Origin of the sequence: Micromonospora sp. R77 (genome assembly GCF_022747945.1) — a bacterium.
Taxonomy (GTDB): domain Bacteria; phylum Actinomycetota; class Actinomycetes; order Mycobacteriales; family Micromonosporaceae; genus Micromonospora.
In genome coordinates this window covers 282,155-306,534 of record NZ_JALDST010000001.1, presented here as the reverse complement: position 1 = coordinate 306,534, position 24,380 = coordinate 282,155, and the positions used below count along the sequence as shown (strand labels likewise).

The 24,380-nt window shown below is 73.8% G+C and carries 12 protein-coding genes and 1 pseudogene; 10 read left to right on the top strand and 3 right to left on the bottom strand.

Going from position 1 to position 24,380, the window contains the following annotated elements; translation table 11 throughout:
- Positions 1-141: 141 nt before the first annotated feature.
- From MRQ36_RS01465 to MRQ36_RS01440, 6 genes are all read left to right on the top strand, one after another.
- A complete protein-coding gene (locus tag MRQ36_RS01465) occupies positions 142-1,650 on the top strand; it encodes a non-ribosomal peptide synthetase (protein WP_242791824.1) in 1,509 nt (502 codons plus the stop codon).
- Positions 1,647-8,852, top strand: a complete 7,206-nt coding sequence (locus MRQ36_RS01460; RefSeq protein WP_242791822.1) for a non-ribosomal peptide synthetase — start codon at positions 1,647-1,649, stop codon at positions 8,850-8,852. The genes MRQ36_RS01465 and MRQ36_RS01460 overlap by 4 nt, the downstream gene beginning before the upstream one ends.
- Positions 8,849-10,072, top strand: a complete 1,224-nt coding sequence (locus MRQ36_RS01455; protein ID WP_242791818.1) for a cytochrome P450 — start codon at positions 8,849-8,851, stop codon at positions 10,070-10,072. Before MRQ36_RS01460 ends, MRQ36_RS01455 begins: the two co-directional genes overlap by 4 nt.
- Before the next feature lie 93 nt (positions 10,073-10,165).
- The gene (locus MRQ36_RS01450; RefSeq protein WP_242791815.1) at positions 10,166-10,378 is read left to right on the top strand and encodes an MbtH family protein; all 213 of its coding nucleotides are present in this window, start codon (positions 10,166-10,168) and stop codon (positions 10,376-10,378) included.
- Between the two features lie 98 nt (positions 10,379-10,476).
- Positions 10,477-11,742, top strand: coding sequence for a KamA family radical SAM protein (locus MRQ36_RS01445; protein WP_242791813.1), 1,266 nt, complete (start codon positions 10,477-10,479; stop codon positions 11,740-11,742).
- Complete coding sequence (locus MRQ36_RS01440) at positions 11,739-13,034, top strand: MFS transporter (RefSeq protein WP_242791811.1); 1,296 nt, start codon at positions 11,739-11,741, stop codon at positions 13,032-13,034. The genes MRQ36_RS01445 and MRQ36_RS01440 overlap by 4 nt, the downstream gene beginning before the upstream one ends.
- A 37-nt stretch (positions 13,035-13,071) precedes the next feature.
- Here MRQ36_RS01440 and MRQ36_RS01435 read toward each other — a convergent pair whose 3' ends face one another.
- A complete protein-coding gene (locus MRQ36_RS01435; RefSeq protein WP_242791808.1) occupies positions 13,072-14,946 on the bottom strand; it encodes a multicopper oxidase family protein in 1,875 nt (624 codons plus the stop codon).
- 383 nt (positions 14,947-15,329) lie between these two features.
- Here MRQ36_RS01435 and MRQ36_RS01430 point away from each other — a divergent pair, with 383 nt between their 5' ends.
- The 4 genes from MRQ36_RS01430 (at position 15,330) to MRQ36_RS01415 (ending at position 21,277) form a co-directional block, all read left to right on the top strand.
- The gene (locus tag MRQ36_RS01430; protein ID WP_242791805.1) at positions 15,330-15,515 is read left to right on the top strand and encodes a hypothetical protein; all 186 of its coding nucleotides are present in this window, start codon (positions 15,330-15,332) and stop codon (positions 15,513-15,515) included.
- A gap of 222 nt (positions 15,516-15,737) precedes the next feature.
- A complete protein-coding gene (locus MRQ36_RS01425) occupies positions 15,738-18,293 on the top strand; it encodes a ricin-type beta-trefoil lectin domain protein (protein ID WP_374249728.1) in 2,556 nt (851 codons plus the stop codon).
- Positions 18,293-20,068 carry a family 43 glycosylhydrolase gene (locus tag MRQ36_RS01420; protein WP_242791798.1) on the top strand — a complete coding sequence of 592 codons (1,776 nt, stop codon included), beginning with the start codon at positions 18,293-18,295 and terminating at the stop codon, positions 20,066-20,068. The genes MRQ36_RS01425 and MRQ36_RS01420 overlap by 1 nt, the downstream gene beginning before the upstream one ends.
- A 93-nt stretch (positions 20,069-20,161) precedes the next feature.
- Entirely contained in the window at positions 20,162-21,277 is a 1,116-nt protein-coding gene (locus tag MRQ36_RS01415; protein ID WP_242791795.1) for a ricin-type beta-trefoil lectin domain protein, read from the top strand.
- Positions 21,278-21,490: 213 nt separating this feature from the next.
- Here MRQ36_RS01415 and MRQ36_RS01410 read toward each other — a convergent pair.
- Both MRQ36_RS01410 and MRQ36_RS01405 read right to left on the bottom strand, forming a co-directional pair.
- Positions 21,491-22,453 (bottom strand): annotated as a pseudogene (locus tag MRQ36_RS01410) (glycosyltransferase family 2 protein); the annotation flags it as partial.
- A gap of 69 nt (positions 22,454-22,522) precedes the next feature.
- Positions 22,523-24,343, bottom strand: coding sequence for a hypothetical protein (locus MRQ36_RS01405; protein ID WP_374249726.1), 1,821 nt, complete (start codon positions 24,341-24,343; stop codon positions 22,523-22,525).
- Positions 24,344-24,380 lie beyond the last annotated feature (37 nt).

The following is a 24,380-nucleotide window of genomic DNA, read 5'->3' as shown; positions in this document are numbered from 1 at the left end:
CACGGCGGTGGTCGGCCAGCCCGGCGAGCTGACCTACGCGGCCCTGGACCGGCGGGCCGACCAGCTCGCCCGGTACCTGCGGGAGCGGGGCGTCGGCCGGAGGACCGGGTCGGGCTGCGGCCACCCCAGGGCGTCGACACGGTGGTCGCCGTGCTCGGCGTCTGGAAGGCCGGCATGGCCTTCGTCGACCCGGAGCTGCCGCCGCACCGGCTGGCGCGACTGGCCGAGCAGGAACTGCTGGTGCTCGACCCGGACACCCTCACCGTCGCCCGGGCCACCGCCCCGCCGGCCGACCTGCCCGCCGTCCCCGTCCGCCCCGGCCAGCTCGCCTACCTGGTGCACACCTCCGGCTCCACCGGGACGCCGAAGGGCGTGCTGGTCGAGCACGCCGGGATCACCGCCTACCTCGACACCGTCCTGGCCCACTACCGGCTGGGACCCGACGACGTCGTCCTGCAACGCGCCTCGACCGGCTTCGACGCGTTCCTGCGGGACTGCGTCGGCCCGCTCACCGTCGGCGCGACCGTGCTGATGGCCGGCCGGTCCGACCTGTCCACGCTCGCCGCCGACCTGCCGGGCCGACCCGCGCCGACCGCGCTGCTGAGCATGGTGCCGTCGCTGCTGCACCAGCTGCTCGACGCCGGTGACGTCGGCGCGGCGACCCTGCCGGGGCTGCGGTTGCTGGTGCTCAGCGGGGAGCCGTGCACCCCGGCGCTGCTGGCCAAGGTGCACCGGGCGCTGCCCGGGCTGCGCCGGGTCGTCAACCAGTACGGCCCCACCGAGGCGACCGTCACCACCACCCTCGCCGACCTCGACCCGGGCCGGGCGTACGAGTCGATCGGCATCGGCGTCCCGATGCCGGGGACCACCGTGCAGGTGCTCGACGCGGCGCTGCGCCCGGTGCCGGTGGGCGTCTTCGGCGAACTGCACATCGGCGGGAGCGGGGTGAGCCGCGGCTACCACGACCGGCCCGGGCTCACCGCCGCCGCCTACCTGCCGGACCCGGCCGGGCCGCCCGGTGCACGGATGTACCGCACCGGCGACGCGGCGCGCTGGCTCGCCGACGGGACGCTGGAGTTCCGCGGCCGGCTCGACCGGCAGGTGAAGGTACGCGGCGTGCGGGTCGAACCGGCCGAGGTGGAGGCCGCGCTGGCCGAGCATCCCGAGGTCGGCGCGGCGGCCGTGGTGGCCCGCCCGGACGGGCCGAACGGCTGGCGGCTCGCCGGCTACGCCCAGCGGACCCCGGACGGCCGGGTCACCGAGGCGGACCTGCGTGGGCACCTGGAGGCCCGCCTGCCGTCCGCGTTGATCCCGGCCGAGCTGCTGGTCCTGGACGCTTTGCCGCTGCTCGGCAACGGCAAGGTCGACCGGGCGGCGCTGCCCGAGATCCGGGCCGAGCGGACCGCCGTGACCCGGGTGGCGCCGCGTACCGACACCGAACGGGTCATCGCCGAGGTCTGGGCCGACCTGCTGGACCGGCCCGACGTCGGCGTCGAGGACGACTTCTTCGCCCTCGGCGGCCACTCGCTGACCGCGCTGCGGGTCATCTCCCGGCTGCGCGACCGGCTGGCCGCCCCGCTCACCCTGCGCAGCTTCTTCGAGGCCCGCACCATCGCCCGGCTCGCCCGGAAACTGGAGGAGACCCGATGACCGCCCTCACCGCCGCCCAGCAGGAGCTGCTCCGTCGGCGGCTCGCCGGAGACGCCGGGCGTACCGCCCCGGCGGGGATCACCCGGGGCAGCGGCACCCACGACCTGCCGGTCTCGTTCGGGCAGGAACGGCTGGTCTTCCTCGACCGGCTCGACGGCGCCGGCGCGGCGTACACCATCCCGGTGGCCTGGCGGCTCACCGGGCCGCTGGACCGCGACCGGCTCGACGCGGCGTTCGCCGCCCTGGTCGAGCGGCACGAGGCGCTGCGGACCCGGTTCACCGTCGTCGACGGGGTGGTCCGGCAGGAGATCGTCGTCGGCTGGCCGGGCGTCGACTGGCGGGACGCGGACGACGCCGCCGCGGTCGCCGAGGCGGCCCGGCAGGTGGCCGGGGAGCCGTTCGACCTGGCGACCGGGCCGCTGTTCCGGGTCACCGGCTGGCGGCTCACGCCGACCGACCACGTGGTCCTGCTGACCCTGCACCACATCGTCGCCGACGGCTGGTCGATGGGGGTGCTGGTGCGGGACCTGGAGGCCTTCTACACCGGAACAGCGTCGCCCGAGCCGCCCGTGCGGTACGCCGACTACGCGGCCTGGCAGCGCGGAACCGCCGCCGAGGACCGTCGGGAGCGGGACCTGACGTACTGGCGGGACCGGCTCGCCGGGCTGCCGGCGCTGGAACTGCCCACCGACGGCGAGCGCCCCGCCGGCCGCTCCACCGCCGGCGCGAGCTGCGACTTCACCGTCCCGGCCGACCTGGTGGGCGCGCTGGAGCGGCTCGCCCGGCAGCGCGGCGCGACCCTCTACATGGCCCTGCTCGCCGCGTTCGAGGTGGTGCTGGCCCGGCTCACCGGTCAGGCCGACTTCGGGATCGGCACCCCGGTCGCCGGCCGCGACCGGCCCGAGGTCGAGCAGGTCGTCGGCTTCTTCGTGAACACCCTGGTGCTCCGCGCCGACCTCGCCGGGAACCCGTCCTTCACCGACCTGCTGGACCGGGTCCGCGCCGACGCCCTCGGCGCGTACGACCACCAGGACACGCCCTTCGAGCGGGTCGTGGACCAGGTCGCCCCGGACCGCAGCCTGGAGCGCACCCCGCTCTTCCAGGCCATGTTCAGCCTCGACGACGACGCCGACGACCGGCCGGTACGCCTCGGCCCGGTGACCGGCGCGCGGTTCGAGCTGGACCTCGACGCGGTCAAGTTCGACCTGATCCTGCAGACCGCCCGCCGTCCCGACGGGCTGGCCGGCGCGTTCTTCCACCGCGCGGACCTGTGGCGGCCGGCGACCGTCCGGCGGTGGGCCGCGCAGTACCGGCGGCTGCTGGAGCAGGCCGTCGCCCACCCGGAGACCCCGCTGGCCGAGCTGGACCTGCTGCCGGCCGACGAGCAGCGCTCGCTCGCCACCTGGACCGCCCCGGTGCGCGGGTACCCCTCGGCGGACCTGCTGCACGAGCGGTTCGCCCGGCACGTCGCCGCCGACCCGGGCGCCGTCGCCGTCGTGGCGGGGGACCAGCGGGTCGACTACGCCACGCTGAACGCGCGGGCGAACCAGCTCGCCCACCGGCTGCGCTCCGCCGGGGTCGGGCCGGAGACGCCGGTGGCGCTCTGCGTGCGCCGCGACCTCGACCTGGCCGTCGGCATCCTCGGCATCCTCAAGGCCGGCGGCACGTACGTGCCACTGGACCCGGAGCACCCGCGCGACCGGCTGGCCTACGTGGTCGGCGACGCTCGCGTACGCCTGGCCGTGGTCTCGCCCGACCTCGCCGACCGGGTGCCGGTGGACCCGGCCGGACTGCTGCCCCTGGACGACCCGACCATCGCCGCCGCGTCCACCGAGGAACCGTCGACCGTCACCGACGCCGACCACCTCGCCTACGTCATCTACACCTCCGGCTCCACCGGCCGCCCCAAGGGCGTGGGGGTGGCGCACCGGCAGGTGGTCCGCCTCCTCGACTCCTGCGTGGACGCGCTCGACCTGCCGCCGGGCGGGGTGTGGAGCCTGTTCCACTCGTACGCCTTCGACTTCTCGGTGTGGGAGTTGTGGGGCGCGCTGACCCGCGGCGGCACGGTCGTCGTGGTCGACAAGGCCACCGCCCGCGATCCGCAGCGGTTCGCCGCGCTGCTGGCCGCCGAGCGGGTGACCATGCTCAGCCAGACCCCCGGCGCGTTCCGCAACCTGCGGGCGGCCCTCGGCGACCGGCCGCTCGCGGAGCTCGGCGTGCGGCACGTGGTGCTCGGCGGCGAGAAGCTCGACGTACCCGAGCTGGACGGCTGGCTCGACGGGCCCGGCGCCGGGGTCCGGGTGGTCAACATGTACGGCATCACCGAGACCACCGTGCACGTCACGCACCGCCTGGTCACCGCCGCCGACCTGGCCGGCGACGCCACCTCCCCGATCGGCCGGCCGCTGGGCGACCTGACCGTGCACGTGCTCGACCGGCACCTGCGGCCCGTCCCGGTCGGCGCGACCGGCGAGATGTACGTGGGCGGCGCCGGCCTGGCGCGCGGCTACCTCGGCCGGCCGGGGCTGACCGCGGAGCGGTTCGTGCCGGACCCGTTCTCCGCCGCCCCCGGTGCCCGGCTCTACCGCACCGGCGACCGGGCCCGGTTCCTGCCCGGCGGCGAGTTGGAGTACCGGGGCCGCGCCGACGACCAGGTGAAGATCCGCGGGCACCGGATCGAACTGGGTGAGGTGGAGGCGGCCCTGCTGCGCCACGAGGCGGTCGGCCAGGCCGCCGTGGTGGCCCGGGGGGACCGCAGCGGCGAGCACCGGCTGCACGCCTACCTGGTGGTCGACGGCGAGCTGACCGGCGAGCAGCTGCGGCGCTGGTTGCGGGACCGGCTGCCCGAGGCGATGGTGCCGGCGACGTTCACCGTGCTCCCGGCGTTGCCGCTGACCGCCAACGGCAAGGTGGACCGGCGCGCGCTGCCCGACGTCGACGGGGCGACCCTGGCCGTCGCCCGCGACCACGTCCCGCCCGCCACCCCCACCGAGCGGCTGCTGGCCGAGGTGTGGTGCGCCGCCCTGGACACCGACCGGGTCGGCGTCACCGACCGCTTCTTCGACCTGGGCGGCGACTCGATCCTCGCGCTGCGGGTGGTGGGTCTCGCCGAGCGGCGCGGTGTCACCGTTGCGCTGCGCGACGTCTTCGCCCACCAGGCGCTCGGTGAGCTGGCCCGGGCCGTCGACGCCGCCGCCGACCGGCGGGCCACCGACCCGGCCGGGGCGGCACCGGTCGAGCGGTTCGCCATGGTGGCACCGGCCGACCGGGACCGGCTGCCCGCCGGCCTGGCGGACGCCTACCCGCTGACCCGGATGCAGCAGGGCATGCTCTACGAGCTGCTCGCCGACGCCGGCAAGGGCGCCTACCACAACGTGACCAGCTTCCGGGTGCAGGAGCCGGCCGGGTTCGACGCCGCCGCCATGCAGGCCGCCGTGGACGCCGTCGTCGCCCGGTACGAGATCCTGCGCACCGGGTTCGACTGGAGTTCCTACGAGGAACCGCTGCAGCTGGTGCACGAGCGGGCCACCCTGCCGGTCGGCGTCGACGACCTGCGCGACCTGGCCGAGGAAGCCCAGGCCCAGCGGGTCCGGGACCACCTGCAGGCCGAGTCGGTGCGCTGGTTCGAGCTGGCCGAGCCGCCGCTGATCCGGCTGCACGTGCACGTGCTCAACGACGCCGAGTACCGGCTCACCATCACCGACTGCCACGCCGTGCTGGACGGCTGGAGCCTGACCTCGCTCATCGCCGAGCTGGTCGACCGGCACCGCCGGGCGGTCACCGGCGCGCCTCAGGAGCCGTCCGCCGGCCCGGTGCCCCGCTTCGCGGAGTACGTGGCGCTGGAGCGGGCCGCGGTGGCCGACCCGGCCGCCCGGGCGTTCTGGGACGCCATGGTGGAGCAGTTCCCGCCGGTGCGGGTGCCCCGCTCGGTCGGTGCCGAGCCGGCCGACAAGTCGACCTGCGAGGTGCTGCGCGACTACCGGCACCTGCGCTCCGGCATCGACGCCCTGGCCGCCCGGGCCGGCGTGCCGCGCAAGACCGTCCTGTTCACCGCCTACCACCACCTGATGGGGCAGCTCGCCGACGGTGAGGCGTACGCCACCGGCTTCGCCACCAACGGGCGTCCGGAGCGGGCCGGCGCGGAGGGCATGCGCGGGCTCTTCCTCAACGTGGTGCCCTTCGGCGTACGGTCGGCCGCCACCAGTTGGCTGGGTCTGCTGCGGGACGTCTTCGCCGCCGAGCAGGCGCTCCTGCCGTACCGGCGGTTCCCCCTCGCTGAGCTGCAACGCGGCCGGTGGGCCGGTGAGGTGCTGGTGGACACCGCGTTCAACTACGTGCACTTCCACGGTCTGGACAGCGAGCACAAGCAGGAGATCGAGGAGATCGCCCGGACCAACTTCGGGCTCATGGTCACCACCGGCCCGGAAGGCGTCTCCTTCGAGGCCGACGCCGGGCGGATGTCGCCGGGGGAGGTGGAGCGACTGGCCGACGCGTACTGCGACCTGCTCGCGCGGATGGTCGCCGACCCGGACGCGGCGCCCGGCGTCCCCACCCCGGCGCAGGAGGGCCGGACCCGGGTCGCCGACACCGCGTCCGACCCGCGCAGCCTGGTCGACGTGCTGGCCGCCCAGGTCGCCGCCCAGCCGGGGCAGGTCGCGCTGGCCACCCCGGACGGTCCGCTCAGCTATGCCGAGCTGGACGCGCGGGCCAACCGGGTCGCCCACCATCTGCGCCGGCACGGCGCCGGACCGGACCGGGTCGTCGGGCTCTGCGCCGAACGGTCGGTGGAGCTGATCGTCGGCATGCTCGGCATCCTCAAGGCCGGTGCGGCGTACCTGCCGCTGGACCCGCGGGACCCGCGCCGCCGCCTCGACCTGCTCGCCGCGGACGCCGGCGTCGACCTGGCCCTGGCGCAGCCCGCCTGGCGGCACCAGGTGCCCGCCCGGATCGGCACCGTGCTCACCCTCGCCGAGGAGACCTTCGCCGCCGAGCCGGCCGACCCGCCGGCACCGACGCCGGACCCCGACAGTCTCGCCTGCGTGCTCTACACCTCGGGTTCCACCGGGCGGCCCAAGGGCATCGCGGTGACCCACCGGTCCATCGTCGACTCGCTGCTGCGGCAGGACTTCGCGCACCTCGGCGCGGACGAGACGGTGCTGCACCTGAGCAGCGTCAACTGGGACGCGGCGATCTTCGAGATCTTCGGTCCGCTGCTGCACGGCGGCACCTGCGCCCTCTACCCGGCCGGGCCGGTCACCCCGGCCGGCATCGTCGCGGCGATCCGCCGCCACCGGGTGACCACCGCCTTCCTCACCACCACCCTGTTCAACCTGGCGGTGGAGGAGGTGCCGGCGGAACTGGGCGAGCTGCGGCAGGTCGTCTTCGGCGGGGAGGCGGCGTCCGCGCCGCACTGCCGGGACCTGGCCGCCCGCTGGCCGCACCTGCGCCTGGTCAACGGGTACGGGCCGGTCGAGGCGATCTTCATCGTCACCGCCCACCAGGTCCGTGACCTGCCGGCCGACGCGGTCAGCGTGCCGATCGGCCGGCCGCTGGCCCGCACCACGGTGCTCGTGCTCGACGACGAGCTGCGGCCGGTGCCGGTCGGCGTGGCCGGTGAGATCTACCTCGGCGGCGACTCGCTGGCCCGGGGCTACCTCCGACAGCCCGGACTGACCGCGGACCGGTTCGTGCCCGACCCGGCCGGCGGCGGCCGGCGGCTGTACCGCACCGGTGACCGGGGACGCTGGCGGGCCGACGGCAGCCTGGACTTCGGCGGCCGGATCGACGGTCAGGTCAAGATCCGCGGCCGGCGCATCGAACTCGGCGAGATCGAGGCGGTGCTGTCCACCCGTCCCGAGGTGGCGATGGCCGCGGTGGCCGCCCACGCCGACCGGCCCGGTGACGCCCGGCTGGTGGCCTACCTGGTGCCGGTGTCCGGGCTGGAGCTGCCCGACGCCGCCGACCTGCGCCGCTGGCTGCGGGACCGGCTGCCCACCTACCTGGTGCCGGCCGCGTTCGTCCCGCTGGACGCGCTGCCGGTGACCGGCAACGGCAAGCTGGACCGGGCGGCCCTGCCGGCGCCGACGGCGGCCAGCGAACCCGACCGGCCCTACCTGGAGCCGCGGACCGAGGTCGAGGCGACCCTGGCGAAGCTGTGGGCGGAGACGCTGCGGCTGGACCGGGTCGGCGTGCACGACGACTTCTTCGCCCTCGGCGGCCACTCGCTGGCGATCGTGCGGCTCGCCGCCCGCGCCTGCGACCTGGGCCTGCCGGTCGGGGTGGCCGATCTGGTCGAGCACCCGACGGTGGCGGCGCTGGCCGCCGCGATCGCCGCCCGTCAGCCCGTCGAGCCCGGTACGGCGGTCCGCCACGACGCCGGCGTGGTGGTGACGCTGCGGGACGGCGACGCCGGCCACCGTCCGCTCTGGTGCGTGCACCCCAGCGGCGGCAGCGTCGCCTGGTACCTGCCGCTGGCTCAGGCGCTGCCCGCCGGCCGGCCGGTACGCGGCCTGCAGGCCCGGGGCATCGACGGCGGCGTCGACGCCGACACCATGACCGGGCTGGCGCAGGACTACCTGCGCGAGCTGCGGGCGCACCAGCCGCACGGCCCGTACGCCCTGCTCGGCTGGTCGATGGGGGCGAACATCGCACAGGAGATGGCGATCCGGCTGACCGCCGCGGGCGAAGAGGTCGACGTCCTGCTGCTGCTCGAACCGGCGGTGCCCGACGAGGACGGGACGTTCGCGGTCACCGAGGCGCTGGACCTGCTGGACCGGGCGGTGGCGATGCGCGCGGCGCTCCGCGAGCTGACCCCGGGCACCCCGGCCCGGCTCAGCCAGGAACGCGAGCTGATCGCCACCCTGGTCGCGGCCGGCGTCAACGAGGCCGAGGCGGAACTGGGCGCCGACTGGCCGGTGACGATGTGGACGGCGCTGCTGCGCGCCGCCGCCGGCTACCGCCCGCAGCCCTACCTCGGGCCGGCGCACCTGCTGGTCACCGCCGAGGCGGCGACCGCCGGGCCCGGTCGCCCGTCGGTGGTCGCCGGGGAGGACGGGCCCGCCTACGAGCGGCGTTGCCGGGAGATGTTCCCGGGCGCGCTCACCGTGCACCACCTGCCCGGCACCCACCGGAGCATGGTCACCGAACCGGGCGTGGCGGCCGTCGCCGCCCTCGCCGCCGAGCTGCTGGAGCGTAGACCGTGAGGACCGCGACCCTGACCGACCGTTACCTGCTCGACGACGACCTCGTCGCCGACCCGTACCCGTACCTGGCGCAGCTGCGGGCCGCCGAGCCGGTGCACTGGAGCCCGGTGCACCGGGCGTGGCTGGTCACCGGCTACGAGCCGGCGGCGGCCTGCTACACCGAGCCGGCGATCTCCGCGGACCGGATCAGCCCGATGCTGGCCCAGACCCCGCTGGACCTGCTCAGCCCGGAGGCGGCCCGCGCCTTCACGATCATGGCGGGCTGGATGGTCTTCGTCGACCCGCCCGAGCACCGGCGGCTGCGCAGCGTCTTCCGGGGCGCCTTCGGGGCCCGCCAGGTGCGACGCAACCGTCCGATGGTGCAGGAGGCGGTGACCCGACTGGCCGCCCGGGCCGGTGCCGGCGGTGGCGTCATCGACCTGGTCGCCGAGTTCGCCCGGCCGCTGCCGGCGACCGTCGCGGCGGCCTGGATGGGCGTACCGGTCGAGGACACCGCGATGTTCCAGCGGTGGGCGATCCAGGTCGGCGACCTGGCCCTGGGCGCGGTGCAGTCGCCGGAGGAGAACGACCGCTCGCAGCAGGCCCTGCTGGACCTCTTCGACTATCTGCGCACGCTGGTCCGGGCCCGTCGGGCCGCGCCCCGCGAGGACCTGATCAGCGCGGCGCTCGCCACCGGCCTGGTGGGGGAGTCGGTCAGCGAGGACGAGTTCGTCGCCATGCTCACCCACGTGGCGTTCGCCGGCGGCGAGACCACCAGCAACCTCATCGCCGTGGGCACCTGGAACCTGCTGCGCCACCCCGACCAGCTGGCCCTGCTGCGCGACGACCCGGAGCTGGCCACGGTCGCCGTGGAGGAGCTGCTGCGCTTCGACGGGCCGTCCAAGATGTCCATCCGGCACGTCAAGGACGACTTCGAGTTGGCCGGCCGCCGGTTGCGGGCGGGGCAGCGGCTCTACGTGGTCACCGCCGGCGCGAACCGGGACCCGTCGCGCTTCGACCGCCCCGACGAGTTGGACCTGCGCCGGCACCCGAATCCGCACCTGGGCTTCGGGCAGGGGGGCCACTTCTGCCTGGGCGCGCCGCTGGCCCGGCTGGTGGCCGGGGCGGCGCTGACCGACCTGCTGGCCGCCGCGCCCCGGCTGGCGCTCGCCACGACCGAGGTGAGCTGGCAGCCGTCGCTGCTCAACCGCAGCCTCCGGGCACTGCCGGTCCGCCTGTAGATCCCGCGGGCGGCCACCGCCCGCGCCGCACCCTTCCCGGTCACCCGACCGGGGCCCGTCCGACCGAGTAACCGAACGAGAAGGAGAACGGCGATGGCCGTCGACGACGATGACCGCACCTACCGCGTCGTGATGAACCACGAGGAGCAGTACTCGATCTGGTTCGCCGACCGTGAGCTGCCGGCGGGCTGGACCGCCACCGGCTTCGAGGGCAGCCGTACGGACTGCCTCGCCCACATCGACGAGGTGTGGACCGACATGCGTCCGAAGAGGCTGCGCGAGCGGATGGCCGCCGCGCAGGGCTGACGTGTCCGGGGTCGGGGCGGTCCGGGTGGACCGTCCCGACCCGGGCCGTCCGACGACGGCCACCCCTGTCCCATCCCGCTGACAACGAGGCGACGGTGATGAAGGTCTATTCCCACGAGCGTCTGGCGCGGCTCGCCGGCGAGCGTGGCATGCCCGAGGAGTACCTGCACGACCTGCGGGTCGTCTCCTCGGTGCTGCCGTTCAAGGTCAACCAGTACGTCGTGGACGAACTCATCGACTGGTCGGCCGTTCCGGACGATCCCATCTTCCGGCTCACCTTCCCGCACCGGGACATGCTGCCGCCGGACGTCTTCGACCATCTGTCGGGGCTGCGCCTGTCCGCGGCCGAGCCGGGGGTGATCCGCAAGGCGGCCCGGGACGCCCACGCCCGGCTCAACCCGAACCCGGGCGCCCAGCTCGAGGCGAACGTGCCGACCCACCGGGGCCGCCGGCTGCTCGGCCTGCAGCACAAGTACGCCGAGACCGTGCTGGTCTTCCCGTCGCAGGGGCAGACCTGCCACTCCTACTGCGGCTACTGCTTCCGCTGGGCGCAGTTCGTCGGCAACACCGAGATCCGGCAGGCCGCGTCGGACGTCGCGGACGTGGTCGGGTACCTCGCCGAGAGCCCCGGGGTCACCGACGTGCTGTTCACCGGCGGCGATCCGATGATCATGAGCGCGGCGGTGCTGGACCGGTGGGTGTCCCCCCTGCTCGACCCGGCCCTCGAACACCTGCGCACCCTCCGCTTCGGCACCAAGGCGCTGTCGTACTGGCCGGCGCGGTTCACCACCGATCCGGACGCCGACGAGCTGCTGCGCCTCTTCGAACGGATCGTGGCCGCCGGCCGGCACGTCGCGGTGATGGCCCACTTCTCCCACCCGCGCGAGCTGGCCACCGACCAGGTACGCCGGGCCATCGCCCGGATCCGGGCCACCGGTGCGGTGATCCGGGCCCAGGCGCCGCTGATCGCGCACGTCAACGACCGGGCGGGGGACTGGGCGGCGATGTGGCAGCGGCTGGTGGAACTGGGCGTGGTCCCGTACTACATGTTCGTGGAGCGGGACACGGGTGCCCGCAGCTACTTCAGCGTGCCGCTGGTCCGCGCCTGGCAGGTCTACACCGACGCGATCCGGTCGGTATCCGGGCTCGCCCGCACCGCGCGCGGGCCGGTCATGTCCGCCGCCCCCGGCAAGGTGCTGGTCGACGGCGTGGTGCGGATCGGCGGGACCGAGCTGTTCAGCCTGCGCATGTTGCAGGCGCGCGACGCGGCCCAGGTGGGTCGGCAGTTCTTCGCCGAGTACGACCCGACGGCCGAGTGGTTCGACGACCTGCGTCCCGCCCCCGGCTCCTGGTGGCCGGCATGAGCGCCGCCACCGAGCCGGCCCTGACCGCACCCGACGAGGAACAGATGAGCACCGTCACCGACCCGCCGGTGGCGGGCCCCGAACGTCCGGTCAGCCTCTGGCGCAACCGTGACTTCAACCTGCTGTGGATCAGCCAGAGCCTCTCCGACCTCGGCTCCGCCATGTCCAATCTGGCGATGCCCCTGCTGGTGCTCTTCCTCACCGGCTCGGCCGCCCAGGCCGGTCTGGTCGGCAGCGCGGGGCTGCTCACCACGCTGGCCTGCCGGTTGCCGGCCGGCGTGGTGGCCGACCGCTTCCCCCGCCGTACGCTGCTGGCGGTCTGCGACGTGGTCCGGTTGGTGGCCTACCTGGCGCTGTCCGGCGCGGTGCTCGCCGGGGTTGCCACCCTGCCGATGATCCTCCTGGTCACCGTGGTCGGTGCCGCCGCCAACGCGCTCTTCGGCACCGCCGAACACGCCGCGGTACGCAACCTCGTGCCGGCCGGGCAGCTCGCCGCCGCCGTCGCGCGTAACGAGGCCCGCTCCTACGGAACCCAGCTCGCCGGGCCACCCCTGGGCGGCCTGCTCTACGGGCTCGGCCGGTCCCTGCCCTTCGTCGGCAACGCGGTGTCCTACCTGCTCTCCCTGCTGGCGGTGCTGCTCATCCGCCGGCCGATGGAACAACCCCGCACCGAGGCGGCCCCGCAGTCCGGGGGCGCGGCGGCGGCCGAAGGCGTCCGGTTCGTGCTGGCCAACCCGTTCCTGCGGGCGCTGCTGGTGATCGCGGCGCCGCTGAACATGGCCTTCACCGGCATGATCTTCGCGATCATCGTGTCCCTGCAACGCGCCGGCACACCCTCGGTCCTGGTCGGCCTGGCCAGCACGATCTTCGGCCTCGGCGGGTTCCTCGGCGCGTTGGCGGCCCCGGCGGTGCAGCGCTGGCTGCGGCTGCCGACCCTGGTGATCGTGCTGTGCTGGGCCACCACCGCGCTGATGGCGACCAGCGCCCTGGTGCCGTCCAGCGTGCTGGCCGCGGTGCCGCTGGCGGCGGCGGTGTTCCTCGCCCCGACCGCCAACGCGGTGCTCTTCGGCTACCAGGCGGCGATCACGCCGGACCGGCTCCAGGGCCGGGTGGTCAGCGTCATCTTCCTGGCCGCCACCTCGGCCGCGGCCCTCGCGCCCGGCCTGGCCGGGCTGCTGCTGGCCCGGTTCCCCGCCGCGGTGACGATGCTGGTCTTCGCCGGACTGGTCGGCGTCTCGGCGGTCACCGCGACGCTGAGCAGCGGCATCAGGTCGATGAACACCGGGGACTGACCGTCCCCGCCGGCCGCGCTCGACCGGCACGCCCCGCTCAGCCGGAGCGACCGGCGCGGCGGTGCAGGGCCAGGGCCGCCGCGCCGGCCGCGCCCAGGGTCAGTACGCCGCCCACCGCCAGCCGGGCGGCGTCCGTCCCGGCCCGGCCGCCGTCCCCGGTGCGGGCGGCGCCGGAGGGCAGCACCTCGGTCGGGCGCATCATCTCGTTGTCCTCGTGCTCCAGGTTGTGGCAGTGCCAGACGAACCGGCCGGGCGTGGCGAATCGGGCCAGGATCCGGGTCACCTGGCCCGGATGGGCCAGCACCGTGTCGAGCAGGCCGCGTTCCTGCGCCTGTGGTGGGCGGGTGCCGTCCGGGCCCCGTCCGACCAGCCGGAAGTGGACACCGTGCAGGTGGATCGGGTGGGCGTGCGGGGTGTGGTTGTGCAGCTCCCAGATCTCCGGCTCGTCCACCACCGGCGTCTCGGTGACCGGGTCGTCGAAGTGCAGCGGTCGCTCGCGGCCCCGGCCGTCCACCGTGCCGAGCAGGAGGACACCCGGTTCCGCCGCTGACCCGTGCCGCCCGGTCAGCAGCAGCCGGCGGGTCCGCCGCACCCCACCGTCCGTGGTCGCCGGCGCCGGCAGCGAGAGCTGGTCCGGCGGTACGCTCCGGTCCGCCCGGTCGCGGCCGGTCACCACCAGCTTGAGCACCTGGCCGGTGGTACGCGGGTCGGTGGGCCCGTACCCCGGGTCGTCGCCGTGCGCCGCGTCGGCACCCTCGTTGACGAGGTACAGCACCGCTCCCGGCGGTACGGCGGTGAAGTCGACGATGACGTCGGCCCGCTGCGCGGGTGCGAGCAGCACCCGGTCCAGCCGGACCGGTGCGGGCAGGAACCCGTCGTCCGAGCCGATCTGCCACAGCGGCAGCTCCGCCCGCGCCGGTCGGGCCGTCGGGTGGGCGGTGATCGCGAGGACCAGCGTACGGCCGTTGCAGCCGTTGAGCAGGCGGAGCCGGTAGCGGCGGCGCCCGACGTGCAGAACGGGCCAGGTCACGCCGTTGACCACCATCGTGTCGCCCCGGACATCGGGAACCCAGACCGGTGGCGTCGACGGGTCCGGGGAGGGGCCGGGCCGGGGCGCGGCGTCCGCCCGGTCGTGGTGACCGGCGCTGCGGTCCGGGTAGTACAACGAGCCGTCGACCCGGAACGACCGGTCCTGGATCAGCATGGGTATCTCGTCCGGGCTCTCGGGCAGCACCCCCGGTGGCAGGTCGTACGCGCCGCCGCGCAGCAGGTAGAACCCGGCCAGTCCGGCGTGGATGGTCAGCCGGGACAGGCCGAGGGCGTGGTCGTGGAACCAGTAGGCGGCGGCCGGCTGGTCGTTCGGGTACCGGTAGGTGGCCGAGCCCGGCCGCCAGCGCAGCCCCGTGCGCTCCCGGGCGATCTCGGCGTACCGGTCGTACCAGCTGCCCACCCGGGCCCAACCGGCCGGGATGTCGCGGGCGTCCGGCAGGAACCATGCCTCGGGGTACCCGTCGAACTCCGGCCGGGTCAGCAGCCCGTGCACGTGGGTGACCAGCGGCACCGGGCCGGTGTAGTGGACCGGGCCGTCCGGGTCGGTGAGCGATCCGGCCGAGTCCCGTCCGGGTATCCCGCCGGGCGGGTTGGCCCAGTGCAGCGTCGGGTCCACCGGCAGGAAGAAGGGCAGGTACCGCCCGTGGCCGTCGATGAGCTGGTTGAGCCAGGTGACCTGGACCGGCCGGCCGACCCGGGCCTCGATGGTGCGGGCCGGGTAGCCGAACGTTCCCGGGTGGTCCGCCGACCCGTACCCCCAGACCGTCGTGCGCGGCAGCCCGACGGGCAGGACCTGCTGCGCGAACTGCCGGGCAGCGATCCGGTACTCGTCGACGTCGCCCCCGGAGCGGACGGCCGGCATGCGTCCGGGTACCGGCAGCGGGGTGACGTACCGGGGGATGGTCTCCGGGTCGAGCGGGGTGCCGTGCCGGCAGCGGCCGGCGGCACCCGGTCCCGTGGCCCCGACGCGCCGCGCGTCCGGCCGGCCGCGGCCGCGCCCGACAGCGGTACGGCGAGGCCGGCCAGGCCGGCGAGGCCAGCCGCCATGAGGTGTCGTCGAGGTATCACGGGCGCTCCCTGCCGAACGGGTAGACAAGCAATGATTAGCAACCCGATGAGTGATTAATGCTGCTTTAGGATCTTCTGTCCTGAATTTCATTCGTGAGGGCGAGTGGTCCGGGTCCACCGGATCGCGGGCGCGTTTCGCCGTAACCGGGCCGGGTGACGCCGGGCGAGGGGGTGGCGATGCGGAACCTCGACAGGCTGGGTGACGTGGCGGTAGGTGCGGCCGGTGACGTGGCCGGCACCGTGGTGGACCCGAAGGCCGGTCTGGGCAAGCTGCGCGCGGCGGTCACGCCCCGCGCCCTGATGCTGCTCGCCGCCGGTCTGCTCTGCGGCTATCCGGTGGCCCGGTCGCACCATCGCTCCTGACCACGCCCGGGAGCCGAGCCGAGCCGCCCGGCGGAGCCACGCGGCCGGGTGTCCATGCCCCGGTACGCAACCGCGGGATCATCACGTCTCCGTGGGTCGGGCGACCCGTCGGGCCGGTCTGGCTTAATCATGCCCATGGATGTTATCGTTAACATTTAGGTCCCTCGCCACCGCCGTCCGGGCAGCCGACCCGCCAGGACTCGACCTCCTGCCGTCGTCGGCATGGCGCTGGTGAGGCAGGCCCGTACGACCGTGGCTGCCGGCTGTCGCCGGCCGCGGTCGCCTTCCGTCGTACCTCCACCTCCCCGTCCGGCCGTGCCGACCGGGGCCCGCCGTACCGCTGTCGAAGGGAATCCATCAGTGTCGATACCAAGACAATCCAGCCGCCCGGCGCGGCCGGTGGTCGCGCTGGCTGCCGCGGCGTTGGCCGCCACCGGTCTGGTGGCGGTGACCGCCGGCCCGGCCCGGGCCGCGACGTCGATCACCGTCAACGGCACCTCCGGCGGGCACACGTTCGACGGGGTGGGCGCCGTCAGTGGCGGCGGCGGCAACAGCCGGCTGCTCATCGACTACCCCGAGCCGCAGCGCGGCCAGGTCCTCGACTACCTCTTCAAGCCCGGCTACGGCGCCGCCCTGCAGATCCTCAAGGTGGAGATGGGCGGGGACACCAACTCGACCAGCGGTGCCGAGCCGAGCCACGAGCACGTCCGCGGTGACCTGAACTGCAACCGTGGCTACGAGTGGTGGATCATGGAGCAGGCCAAGGCCCGCAACCCCGCCATCAAGCTGGCGGCGCTGCCCTGGGGTGCGCCGGGTTGGATCGGCAACGGCACCTTCATGTCCCCGGACATGATCAACTATTTCGTGGACTGGCTGGGCTGCGCCAAGCAGCACAACCTGACCATGGACTACATCACCGCCGCGCAGAACGAGAAGCAGACCGACGCGAACTGGACCATCAACCTGCGCAGCGCGCTCGACAGCCACGGCTACGGCGGCGTGAAGATCATCTATGGCGACGACTACCCCGGCAGCTGGAACCCGGCCAACGCGGTGGCGAGCAACACCACCCTGCGCAACAGCATCGACGTGCTCAGCGGCCACTACCCGTGCGGCTACCTCAGCGCCCAGACCACCTGCACGGTGTCGTCCACCGCCACGAGCACCGGCAAGACGCTGTGGGACAGCGAGGGCGGCTCACAGGACTACAACGACGGCGCCAAGCCGCTGGCCCGGGGCATCAACCGCGGCTACCTCGACGGCCGGATGGTCGCCTACCTCAACTGGGACCTGATCGCGGCGATCACCCCCAACCTGCCGTGGGCCACCGTCGGCCTGATCCTGGCCAACCAGCCCTGGTCCGGCTGGTACGCGGTCGGCAAGGACACCTGGGCGCTGGCGCACACCACCCAGTTCACCGCGCCCGGCTGGAAATACCTCGACTCCTCCAGCGGCTACCTCAACGGCAACCGCGCCAACGGCAGCTACGTCTCGTTGAAGTCGACCAACAACACCGACTGGAGCACCATCGTCGAGACGATGGACGCCACCAGCGCCCAGCAGGTCACCGTCAACGTCACCGGCGGCCTCTCCACCGGCCCGGTGCACGTCTGGGCGACCAACCTCAACTCCAACAACACCGGCGACCACTTCGTGCACACCGCCGACCTCACCCCGTCGGGCGGGAGCTTCTCGCTGACCGTCCAGCCGGGCTACCTCTACAGCGTCACCACCACCACCGGCCAGGGCAAGGGGACCGCCACCAGCCCCGCCCAGGGCTCGTTGGGCCTGCCGTACCGCGACGACTTCGAGGGCTACGCCACCGGGCGGATGCCGAAGTACCTGCAGGACATGCAGGGCGCCTTCGAGACCGTCGGCTGCGGCGGGGGCCGCGCCGGCACCTGCCTGCGCCAGATGTCGGCGCAGGCCCCGATCACCTGGAAGACCCTCGCCGACCCGGCGACCTACGGCGGGAACCTGAGCTGGGGCAACTACACGGTCTCCGCCGACGCCCTGCTCGAGAAGGCCGGCTACGCCCAACTGGAGGGGCACGTCGGCACCACCAACCTGGACCCGATCGGCCGCTACAACGCGTACTTCCTGCGGGTCACCGACACCGGCTCCTGGTCGATCCTGCGCAACAACACCGCCGGTCAGCTCACCACCCTGCGCAGCGGCACGGTCGCGGCGCCGGGCACGAACCGCTGGTACAGCCTCTCCCTCGGCTTCTCCGGCAGCACCATCACCGCCACCGTGGACGGCACGACGGTCGGCACCGCGAGCGACGCCACCTTCGGCACCGGCCAGGTCGGCTTCGGCACCAGCCAGGGGGAGACCGCCCAGTTCGACAACCTCGCCGTGGTGGCCGGCCCCGGCGGTGACCCGGGCGGCATCACCGACGTGGTCCGCAACACCAACTCCGGCCGCTGCCTGGACGTGCCCAACCAGTCCCAGACCAACGGCACCCAGGTCACGCTCTGGGACTGCAACGGCGGTGCGAACCAGCAGTGGACCGCCACCGCGGGCAAGCAACTGCAGGTGTACGGCAGCAAGTGCCTGGACGCCAACGCGCAGGGCACCACGCCCGGCACCAAGGTGATCATCTGGGACTGCAACGGCGGCGCCAACCAGCAGTGGAACGTCAACGGCGACGGCAGCGTCACCGGTGTCCAGTCCGGCCTCTGCCTCGCCCCGAACGGCGGCGGGACCGGCAACAGCACGCCGATCGTGCTGGCCACCTGCACCGGCGGCACCGACCAGAAGTGGAGCCGGAGCTGATGGCCGGGCAGTCGGGCGCTGCGTCCGCGCGTGCCGGCCGCCGGCGCTGGTTGGCCTTGGTGGTGAGCCTGCTGGCGGTGCTGGGGGCCTTCCCGGCGCCGGCCCGGGCGGACAACCCGATCGTGCAGACGATTTACACGGCCGACCCGGCGCCGCTGGTCCACAACGGCCGGGTCTACCTCTACACCGGTCACGACGAGGACAACTCGACCTGGTTCACCATGAAGGAGTGGCGGGTCTGGTCCTCCGACGACATGGTGAACTGGACCGACCACGGCTCCCCGCTCAGCATCGCCAGCTTCAGCTGGGCCAGCAAGGACGCCTGGGCCGGGCAGGTCATCGCCCGCAACGGCAGGTTCTACTGGTACGTGCCCATGACGGTGCGCGCCACCGGCCAGATGGGCATCGGGGTGGCGGTCGCCGACAGCCCGACCGGGCCGTTCCGGGACGCCATCGGGCATCCGCTGGTGAGCAACGGGGAGATCGATCCGACGGTCTTCATCGACGACGACGGCCAGGCGTACCTCTACTGGGGCAACCCGCACCTGTGGTACGTGAAGCTCAACCCCGACATGGTGTCGTACGCGGGCAGCCCCACCCAGATCCCGTTGACCACGGCCGGGTTCGGCACCCGGACCGGGGACGCGAACCGGCCGACGCTGTTCGAGGAAGCGCCGTGGGTCTACAAGCGTAACGGCCTCTACTACCTCGTCTACGCGGCGAAGTGCTGCTCGGAGTTCATCGCCTACTCCACGGCACCCGGTCCGCTCGGACCGTGGACCTACCGGGGGACGGTCATGCCGACCCAGGGCGGCAGCTTCACCAACCACCCCGGCATCGTCGACTTCAAGGGCGGGTCGTACTTCTTCTACCACAACGGTGCGCTGCCCGGCGGCGGCGGCTTCACCCGCTCGGTGGCCGTGGAGAAGTTCTCCTACAACGCCGACGGCACGATCCCGACCATCACCATGACCACCGGCGGAGCGCCCCAGGTCGGGACGCTCAACCCGTACGTCCGGCAGGAGGCGGAGACCATCGCCTGGGAGTCGGGGGTGGAGACCGAGGCGGCCTCCGGCGGCGGCATGGACGTCGGCTGGATCGAGAACGGCGACCACCTCAAGGTCAAGGGAGCGGGCTTCGGCACCGGGGCCGCCGCGTACACGGCCCGGGTGGCCTCCGGCGCGTCCGGGGGCACCATCGAGCTGCGGCTGGACAGCGCCACCGGCCCCCTGGTGGGCACCTGCCGGGTGGCCGGCACCGGCGGCTGGCAGACCTGGACCGACACCACCTGCCCGGTCAGCGGCGCCACCGGCACCCGTGACCTGTACCTGCGGTTCACCGGCGGCAGCGGCTACCTGTTCAACCTCGACAACTGGCGGTTCAGTCCGGTCGGCAGCACGCCGCCCCCCACCCCGCCGCCGAGCAGCCCACCGCCGTCGCCGACCCCGACCCCACCGCCGAGCAGCCCACCGCCGGCCGGTGGCGCCTGCAGCGCGAGCTACCGCACCACCAACACGTGGTCCGGCGGCTTCCAGGGTGAGGTCACCGTGACCGCCGGCACCGCGGCGATCACCGGCTGGACCGTGCAGTGGACCCTGGCCGGCGGGCAGAGCATCAGCCAGGTCTGGAACGGCACCCTGACCACCAGCGGCACCACGGCGACCGTCCGCGACGTCTCGTACAACGGTCCGCTGTCCGCCGGCGGCTCGACCACCTTCGGTTTCCTGGCGAACGGCCCGACGTCGACGCCCTCGCTCACCTGTACCGCGTCCTGAGCCGACGCACGGGCGGGAACCCGCCCGAACCGTCCCGCACGGCGGGTGGCGCGACGCCGCCACCCGCCGTGCACCCGACCGAGAGGAACGAGCATGCGAACAATGGCACGGTGGCTCGCGGCGGGCGCCGCGCTGGCCACCCTGGTGGCCGGCGCGGTGGTCCAGGCCGGCCCGGCGGCCGCCGAGTCCAACGGCGGGGTACGGGTGATGCCGCTGGGTGACTCCATCACCGAGGGCACCCAGGTGCCGGGCGGCTACCGCATCGGCCTCTGGCAGCGGCTGGCCAACGGCCGCTACACCACCGACTTCGTGGGCTCCCAGTACAACGGGCCGGCGAGCCTCGGCGACCACGACCACGAGGGCCACCCCGGCTGGCGCATCGACCAGCTCGACGCGAGCGTGGTCGGCTGGCTGAACACCTACCGGCCGCACACCGTACTGCTGCACATCGGCACCAACGACATCCTGCAGAATTACAACGTCTCCACCGCGCCGAACCGGCTCTCCACCCTGATCGACCACATCACGAACACGGCCCCCGACGCGGAGGTGTTCGTCGCGCAGCTGACCCCGCTGGCCAACAGCGGTCAGGAGGCAGCGGTACGCAGCTTCAACGCGGCCGTCCCGGGCATCGTGCAGGCCAAGGCGAACGCCGGCCGGCACGTCCACCTCGTCGACATGCACAGCGCCGTGACCACCGCCGACCTGATCGACGGCATCCACCCCACCGCGACCGGCTACGACAAGATGGCCGCCGTCTGGTATCGCGCCCTGCAGGCGGTGGCCGGCAGCATCGGCACCCCTGGCGGTACGGGCGGCACCACCACCCAGATCGTCGGTGTGCAGTCCGGCCGGTGCCTGGACGTGCCGGGCGGCAGCACCACCAACGGCACGCAGGTGCAGCTCTACGACTGCTGGGGTGGCGCCATGCAGCGCTGGACCTGGACCGCCGCCCGGCAGTTGCAGGTGTACGGCAGCAAGTGCCTGGACGCCGAGGGTGCCGGCACCGCGAACGGCACCCGGGTGATCATCTGGGACTGCACGGGCGCGACCAACCAGCAGTGGAACGTCAACGCCAACGGCACCATCAGCGGAGTCCAGTCCGGACGCTGCCTGGACGCCTCCAACCGGGGCACCACCAACGGGACGAAGATCGCCCTGTGGGACTGCCACGGCGGGGCCAACCAGCAGTGGTCGCTACGCGGCTGACGACGGGCGGCGTGGCCGGGCACCCGGCCACGCCGCGCAGCCCGATCGCGGGTCCGCGCGGGTCACGCCCTGAGGCGCACGCCCTCGGCCGGGTCGGGCTCAGCTCGCCTCGCCGGTCATCGGCTCCTCGTCGACCCGCCGACGGGAGCGACGTCGGTACGGGTCCTCCCGCGCCGGCACCGTCCACTGGCCCCGCTCGGTCCACCGCGCCACCGGCCGGACCGGCAACCCGCGCACCTCGCCGGCCTCGGTGGCCAGGTGCTCGGTCTCCTGCACCAGATAGTGCGGCCGACGCTTGGTCTCGTAGTAGATCCGGCCGATGTACTCCCCGATCACGCCCAGGATCATCATCTGGATGCCGCCCAGGCCGATCACGCTGACGATCATCGTGGTGTACCCGGGCACGTCGATGCCCTTCTCGATGGCGTCCGCCACCACCCAGGCCATGTACGCCACGGCGATCAGGGTGAGGAACAGGCCACCGTAGATCGCCAGCCGCAGCGGCCGGTTGTTGAACGACAGCAGGCCGTCGAACGCGTAGTTGAAGAGCTTGCCGAACGTCCATCTGCTCTTCCCGGCCTGCCGGGTCTCGTTGTGGTGGGCGACCACCGCCGTCCGGAAGCCGATCCAGGAGAACAGGCCCTTGGAGAACCGGTTGTACTCCGGCATCGCCAGCACCGCGTCCACCGCGAGTCGGGACAGCAGCCGGAAGTCACCCGCCCCGTCCAGCAACCGCACGTCGATCCACCAGTTGACCAGCCGGTAGAAGGACCGCGAGGCGAGCATCCGGACGAGCCGGTCGCCGCGCCGGTCCCGGCGGGCGATCACCTGGTCGAAGCCCTGCCGGTACAACGCCACCATCTCGGGCAGCAGCCGTGGCGGGTGCTGCAGGTCCGCGTCCATGATGACGACGGCGTCACCGGTGGCCCGTTCCAGGCCGGCGAGCATCGCCGCCTCCTTGCCGAAGTTGCGGCTCAACGACGTGTAGCAGACCGTCGGGTCGGCGGCGGCGAGCCGGCGCAGCGCCGCGAGGGTGCCGTCCTCGCTGCCGTCGTCGACGTACACCACCTCGACGTCCACGTCGGGGAGTTCGGCGAGCGCGGCACTCACGGTCTCGTGCAGCCGCTCGACCGACGCCTCCTCGTTGAAGCAGGGCACCACCACCGACAGGCGCACCGCCCTCACCTCGTCCCGCCCGTGCCGGGCCGTCCGTCGGCAACGCCGGTGCGCCCGGCGTGCCCCTGCTCAGAGGTGGTAGACCAGCACACCGTCGTGATCCTCCCGGGTGATGCCCAGCCCGTCGACGGGCCGGGTCGCGATGCCCTCCCACGGCGTCCCGGCGGCCCGGTCCGGCACGGCCACCACCGACCGCACGCCGATCCCGCGCAGGTACGCCACGCTGCCCGGGTCGGGGAAGGACGCCACCGCCGCCCGGGTCCGTGCCTGACTGGCCGGCTCGAATCCGGCCAGCCCGTTGGTCACCCGCGGGAACCCGTCGGTCGACCACAACATGTACGTCAGGTCGCCGACCCCGCCGGCGGGCAGCAGCAGGACCGGCTCCGGTGCCGTCCGCATCGCGGCCGGTGGCCGCGGCACGACCGGGTGCGGGGTCCGGTTGACACCCTCGACGGTGACCATGACCAGCGGCACCAGCAGGATCACCGGCGCGACGAACCTCGTCCAGCGGCGGGTCGCCGTCCTGCCGGAGGTGGTGCTGCCGGTCGGCTCCGCCTTCGCGGTCCGACCCGTCGACTCGGCCAGCGCCGTCACCAGGCCGGCGGCCAGCACCGCCAGCAGCAGGCTGGTCCAGTGCATCAGCCGCCCCGGGGTACGCAACGCGTCCCAGCCCGGCAGGTGCGTCGACAGGGTCAGGTAGCCGGGATCCCCGTCGCCACCGAGGGTGGCACCGAGACCGAGCAGCACCGTCGTGAGCACCCCGAGCCCGAGCGCGATCCGGTGCCGTACCGGGTAGACCGAGACGAACAGTCCCGCCGCGGCCAACCCGATCACCGTCATCCCCGGCAGCAGCGCCATCTCCGGCGGCCAGGACAGCTGTTCGCGGGCGGCGGCGTGCGGCTCGCCCCACAGCCACGAGTCCGCCGGCGCGGTGACGAAACCGATCAGCGGTGGGGAGAACATCTTCGTCCAGTCCAGCCCCCGGTGGGCCTGCGGATTGAGGTCGACGACGTGCAGATAGACCAGCCCGAGCAGCAGCGTCACCGCGCCGAACGCGGCCCCGCCGGTCAGGTCCGCGAGCAGCAGCCGCCGGCCGAACGGGGGGCGTTCCCCGCTGCGCCACCAGGACCAGCCGTAGCAGCCGGCCGCCGCCAGCACCGCGGCCAGCAGGAAGTAGACCAGGGGCAGCCCGATGCCGAAGCCGAGGCTGACCTGCCAGGCGGCGACGAGCCACCCCGCCAGCGCCCAGCCGGGCCGCCGCCGCTGCGGCCGGTACCCGTGGCGCAACGACCAGCCGTGGCCCCGGGCCAGCATCGCCAGGGACAGCGCGATCCCCCCGCTCGACAGGATGTTCAGATGGCCGGCGTGCGCCAGCCGCCACGGCGCGTACGCCCAGGCGATGCCGGCGACCGCGCCGCCCCACCGGCCCGACCCGAGCTGCCGGGCCAGCGCGTACGCCCCGACGAACGCGAGCGCGTGCAGCAGCACGTACAGCACGTTGTACCGGACCACGGCGGCCTCGAAGCCGGTGCCGAGCATCCCGATCGGGGCGTACCCGAGCAGGGTGTCGCTGTAGGCGTAGGTGTAACTCTCGGGATAGAACGTGTTCGAGTGCCAGAGGCCGACCGGGTCGGTCAGCAGGGCGTGCCCGGCCCAGGCGACCTGCCACGCCTGCAACGTGGGGTCGCCGAGGTCGCCGGGGACCGTGCTCCCCGGATGCCGCAGTGTCGGCCAGGTCAGCGCCACCGCCAGCAGCAGGCCGGCCAGGATGGCCAGGGCCGGTTCCACCGCGGGGTGGCGCCACCCGCGCGGCCCGCCCGTCACGGGGGCGGCACGGTCGGGGCTCGCGATCCCGGCGGATCGTCGAGCGTCAGTGGACCCGATGTTCATGGAATCGATGATCCCCAATGTCGTAGGTGTTGTCGAT

Bases quoted from the DNA above. Each gene is read 5' to 3' on its own strand.
- MRQ36_RS01450 (WP_242791815.1), top strand. From the start codon at position 10,166: ATGGCCGTCGACGACGATGACCGCACCTACCGCGTCGTGATGAACCAC.
- MRQ36_RS01405 (WP_374249726.1), bottom strand. From the start codon at position 24,343: ATGAACATCGGGTCCACTGACGCTCGACGATCCGCCGGGATCGCGAGC.
- MRQ36_RS01445 (WP_242791813.1), top strand. From the start codon at position 10,477: ATGAAGGTCTATTCCCACGAGCGTCTGGCGCGGCTCGCCGGCGAGCGT.
- MRQ36_RS01420 (WP_242791798.1), top strand. From the start codon at position 18,293: ATGGCCGGGCAGTCGGGCGCTGCGTCCGCGCGTGCCGGCCGCCGGCGC.
- MRQ36_RS01430 (WP_242791805.1), top strand. From the start codon at position 15,330: ATGCGGAACCTCGACAGGCTGGGTGACGTGGCGGTAGGTGCGGCCGGT.
- MRQ36_RS01435 (WP_242791808.1), bottom strand. From the start codon at position 14,946: ATGCCGGCCGTCCGCTCCGGGGGCGACGTCGACGAGTACCGGATCGCT.
- MRQ36_RS01440 (WP_242791811.1), top strand. From the start codon at position 11,739: ATGAGCGCCGCCACCGAGCCGGCCCTGACCGCACCCGACGAGGAACAG.
- MRQ36_RS01460 (WP_242791822.1), top strand. From the start codon at position 1,647: ATGACCGCCCTCACCGCCGCCCAGCAGGAGCTGCTCCGTCGGCGGCTC.
- MRQ36_RS01425 (WP_374249728.1), top strand. From the start codon at position 15,738: ATGGCGCTGGTGAGGCAGGCCCGTACGACCGTGGCTGCCGGCTGTCGC.
- MRQ36_RS01415 (WP_242791795.1), top strand. From the start codon at position 20,162: ATGCGAACAATGGCACGGTGGCTCGCGGCGGGCGCCGCGCTGGCCACC.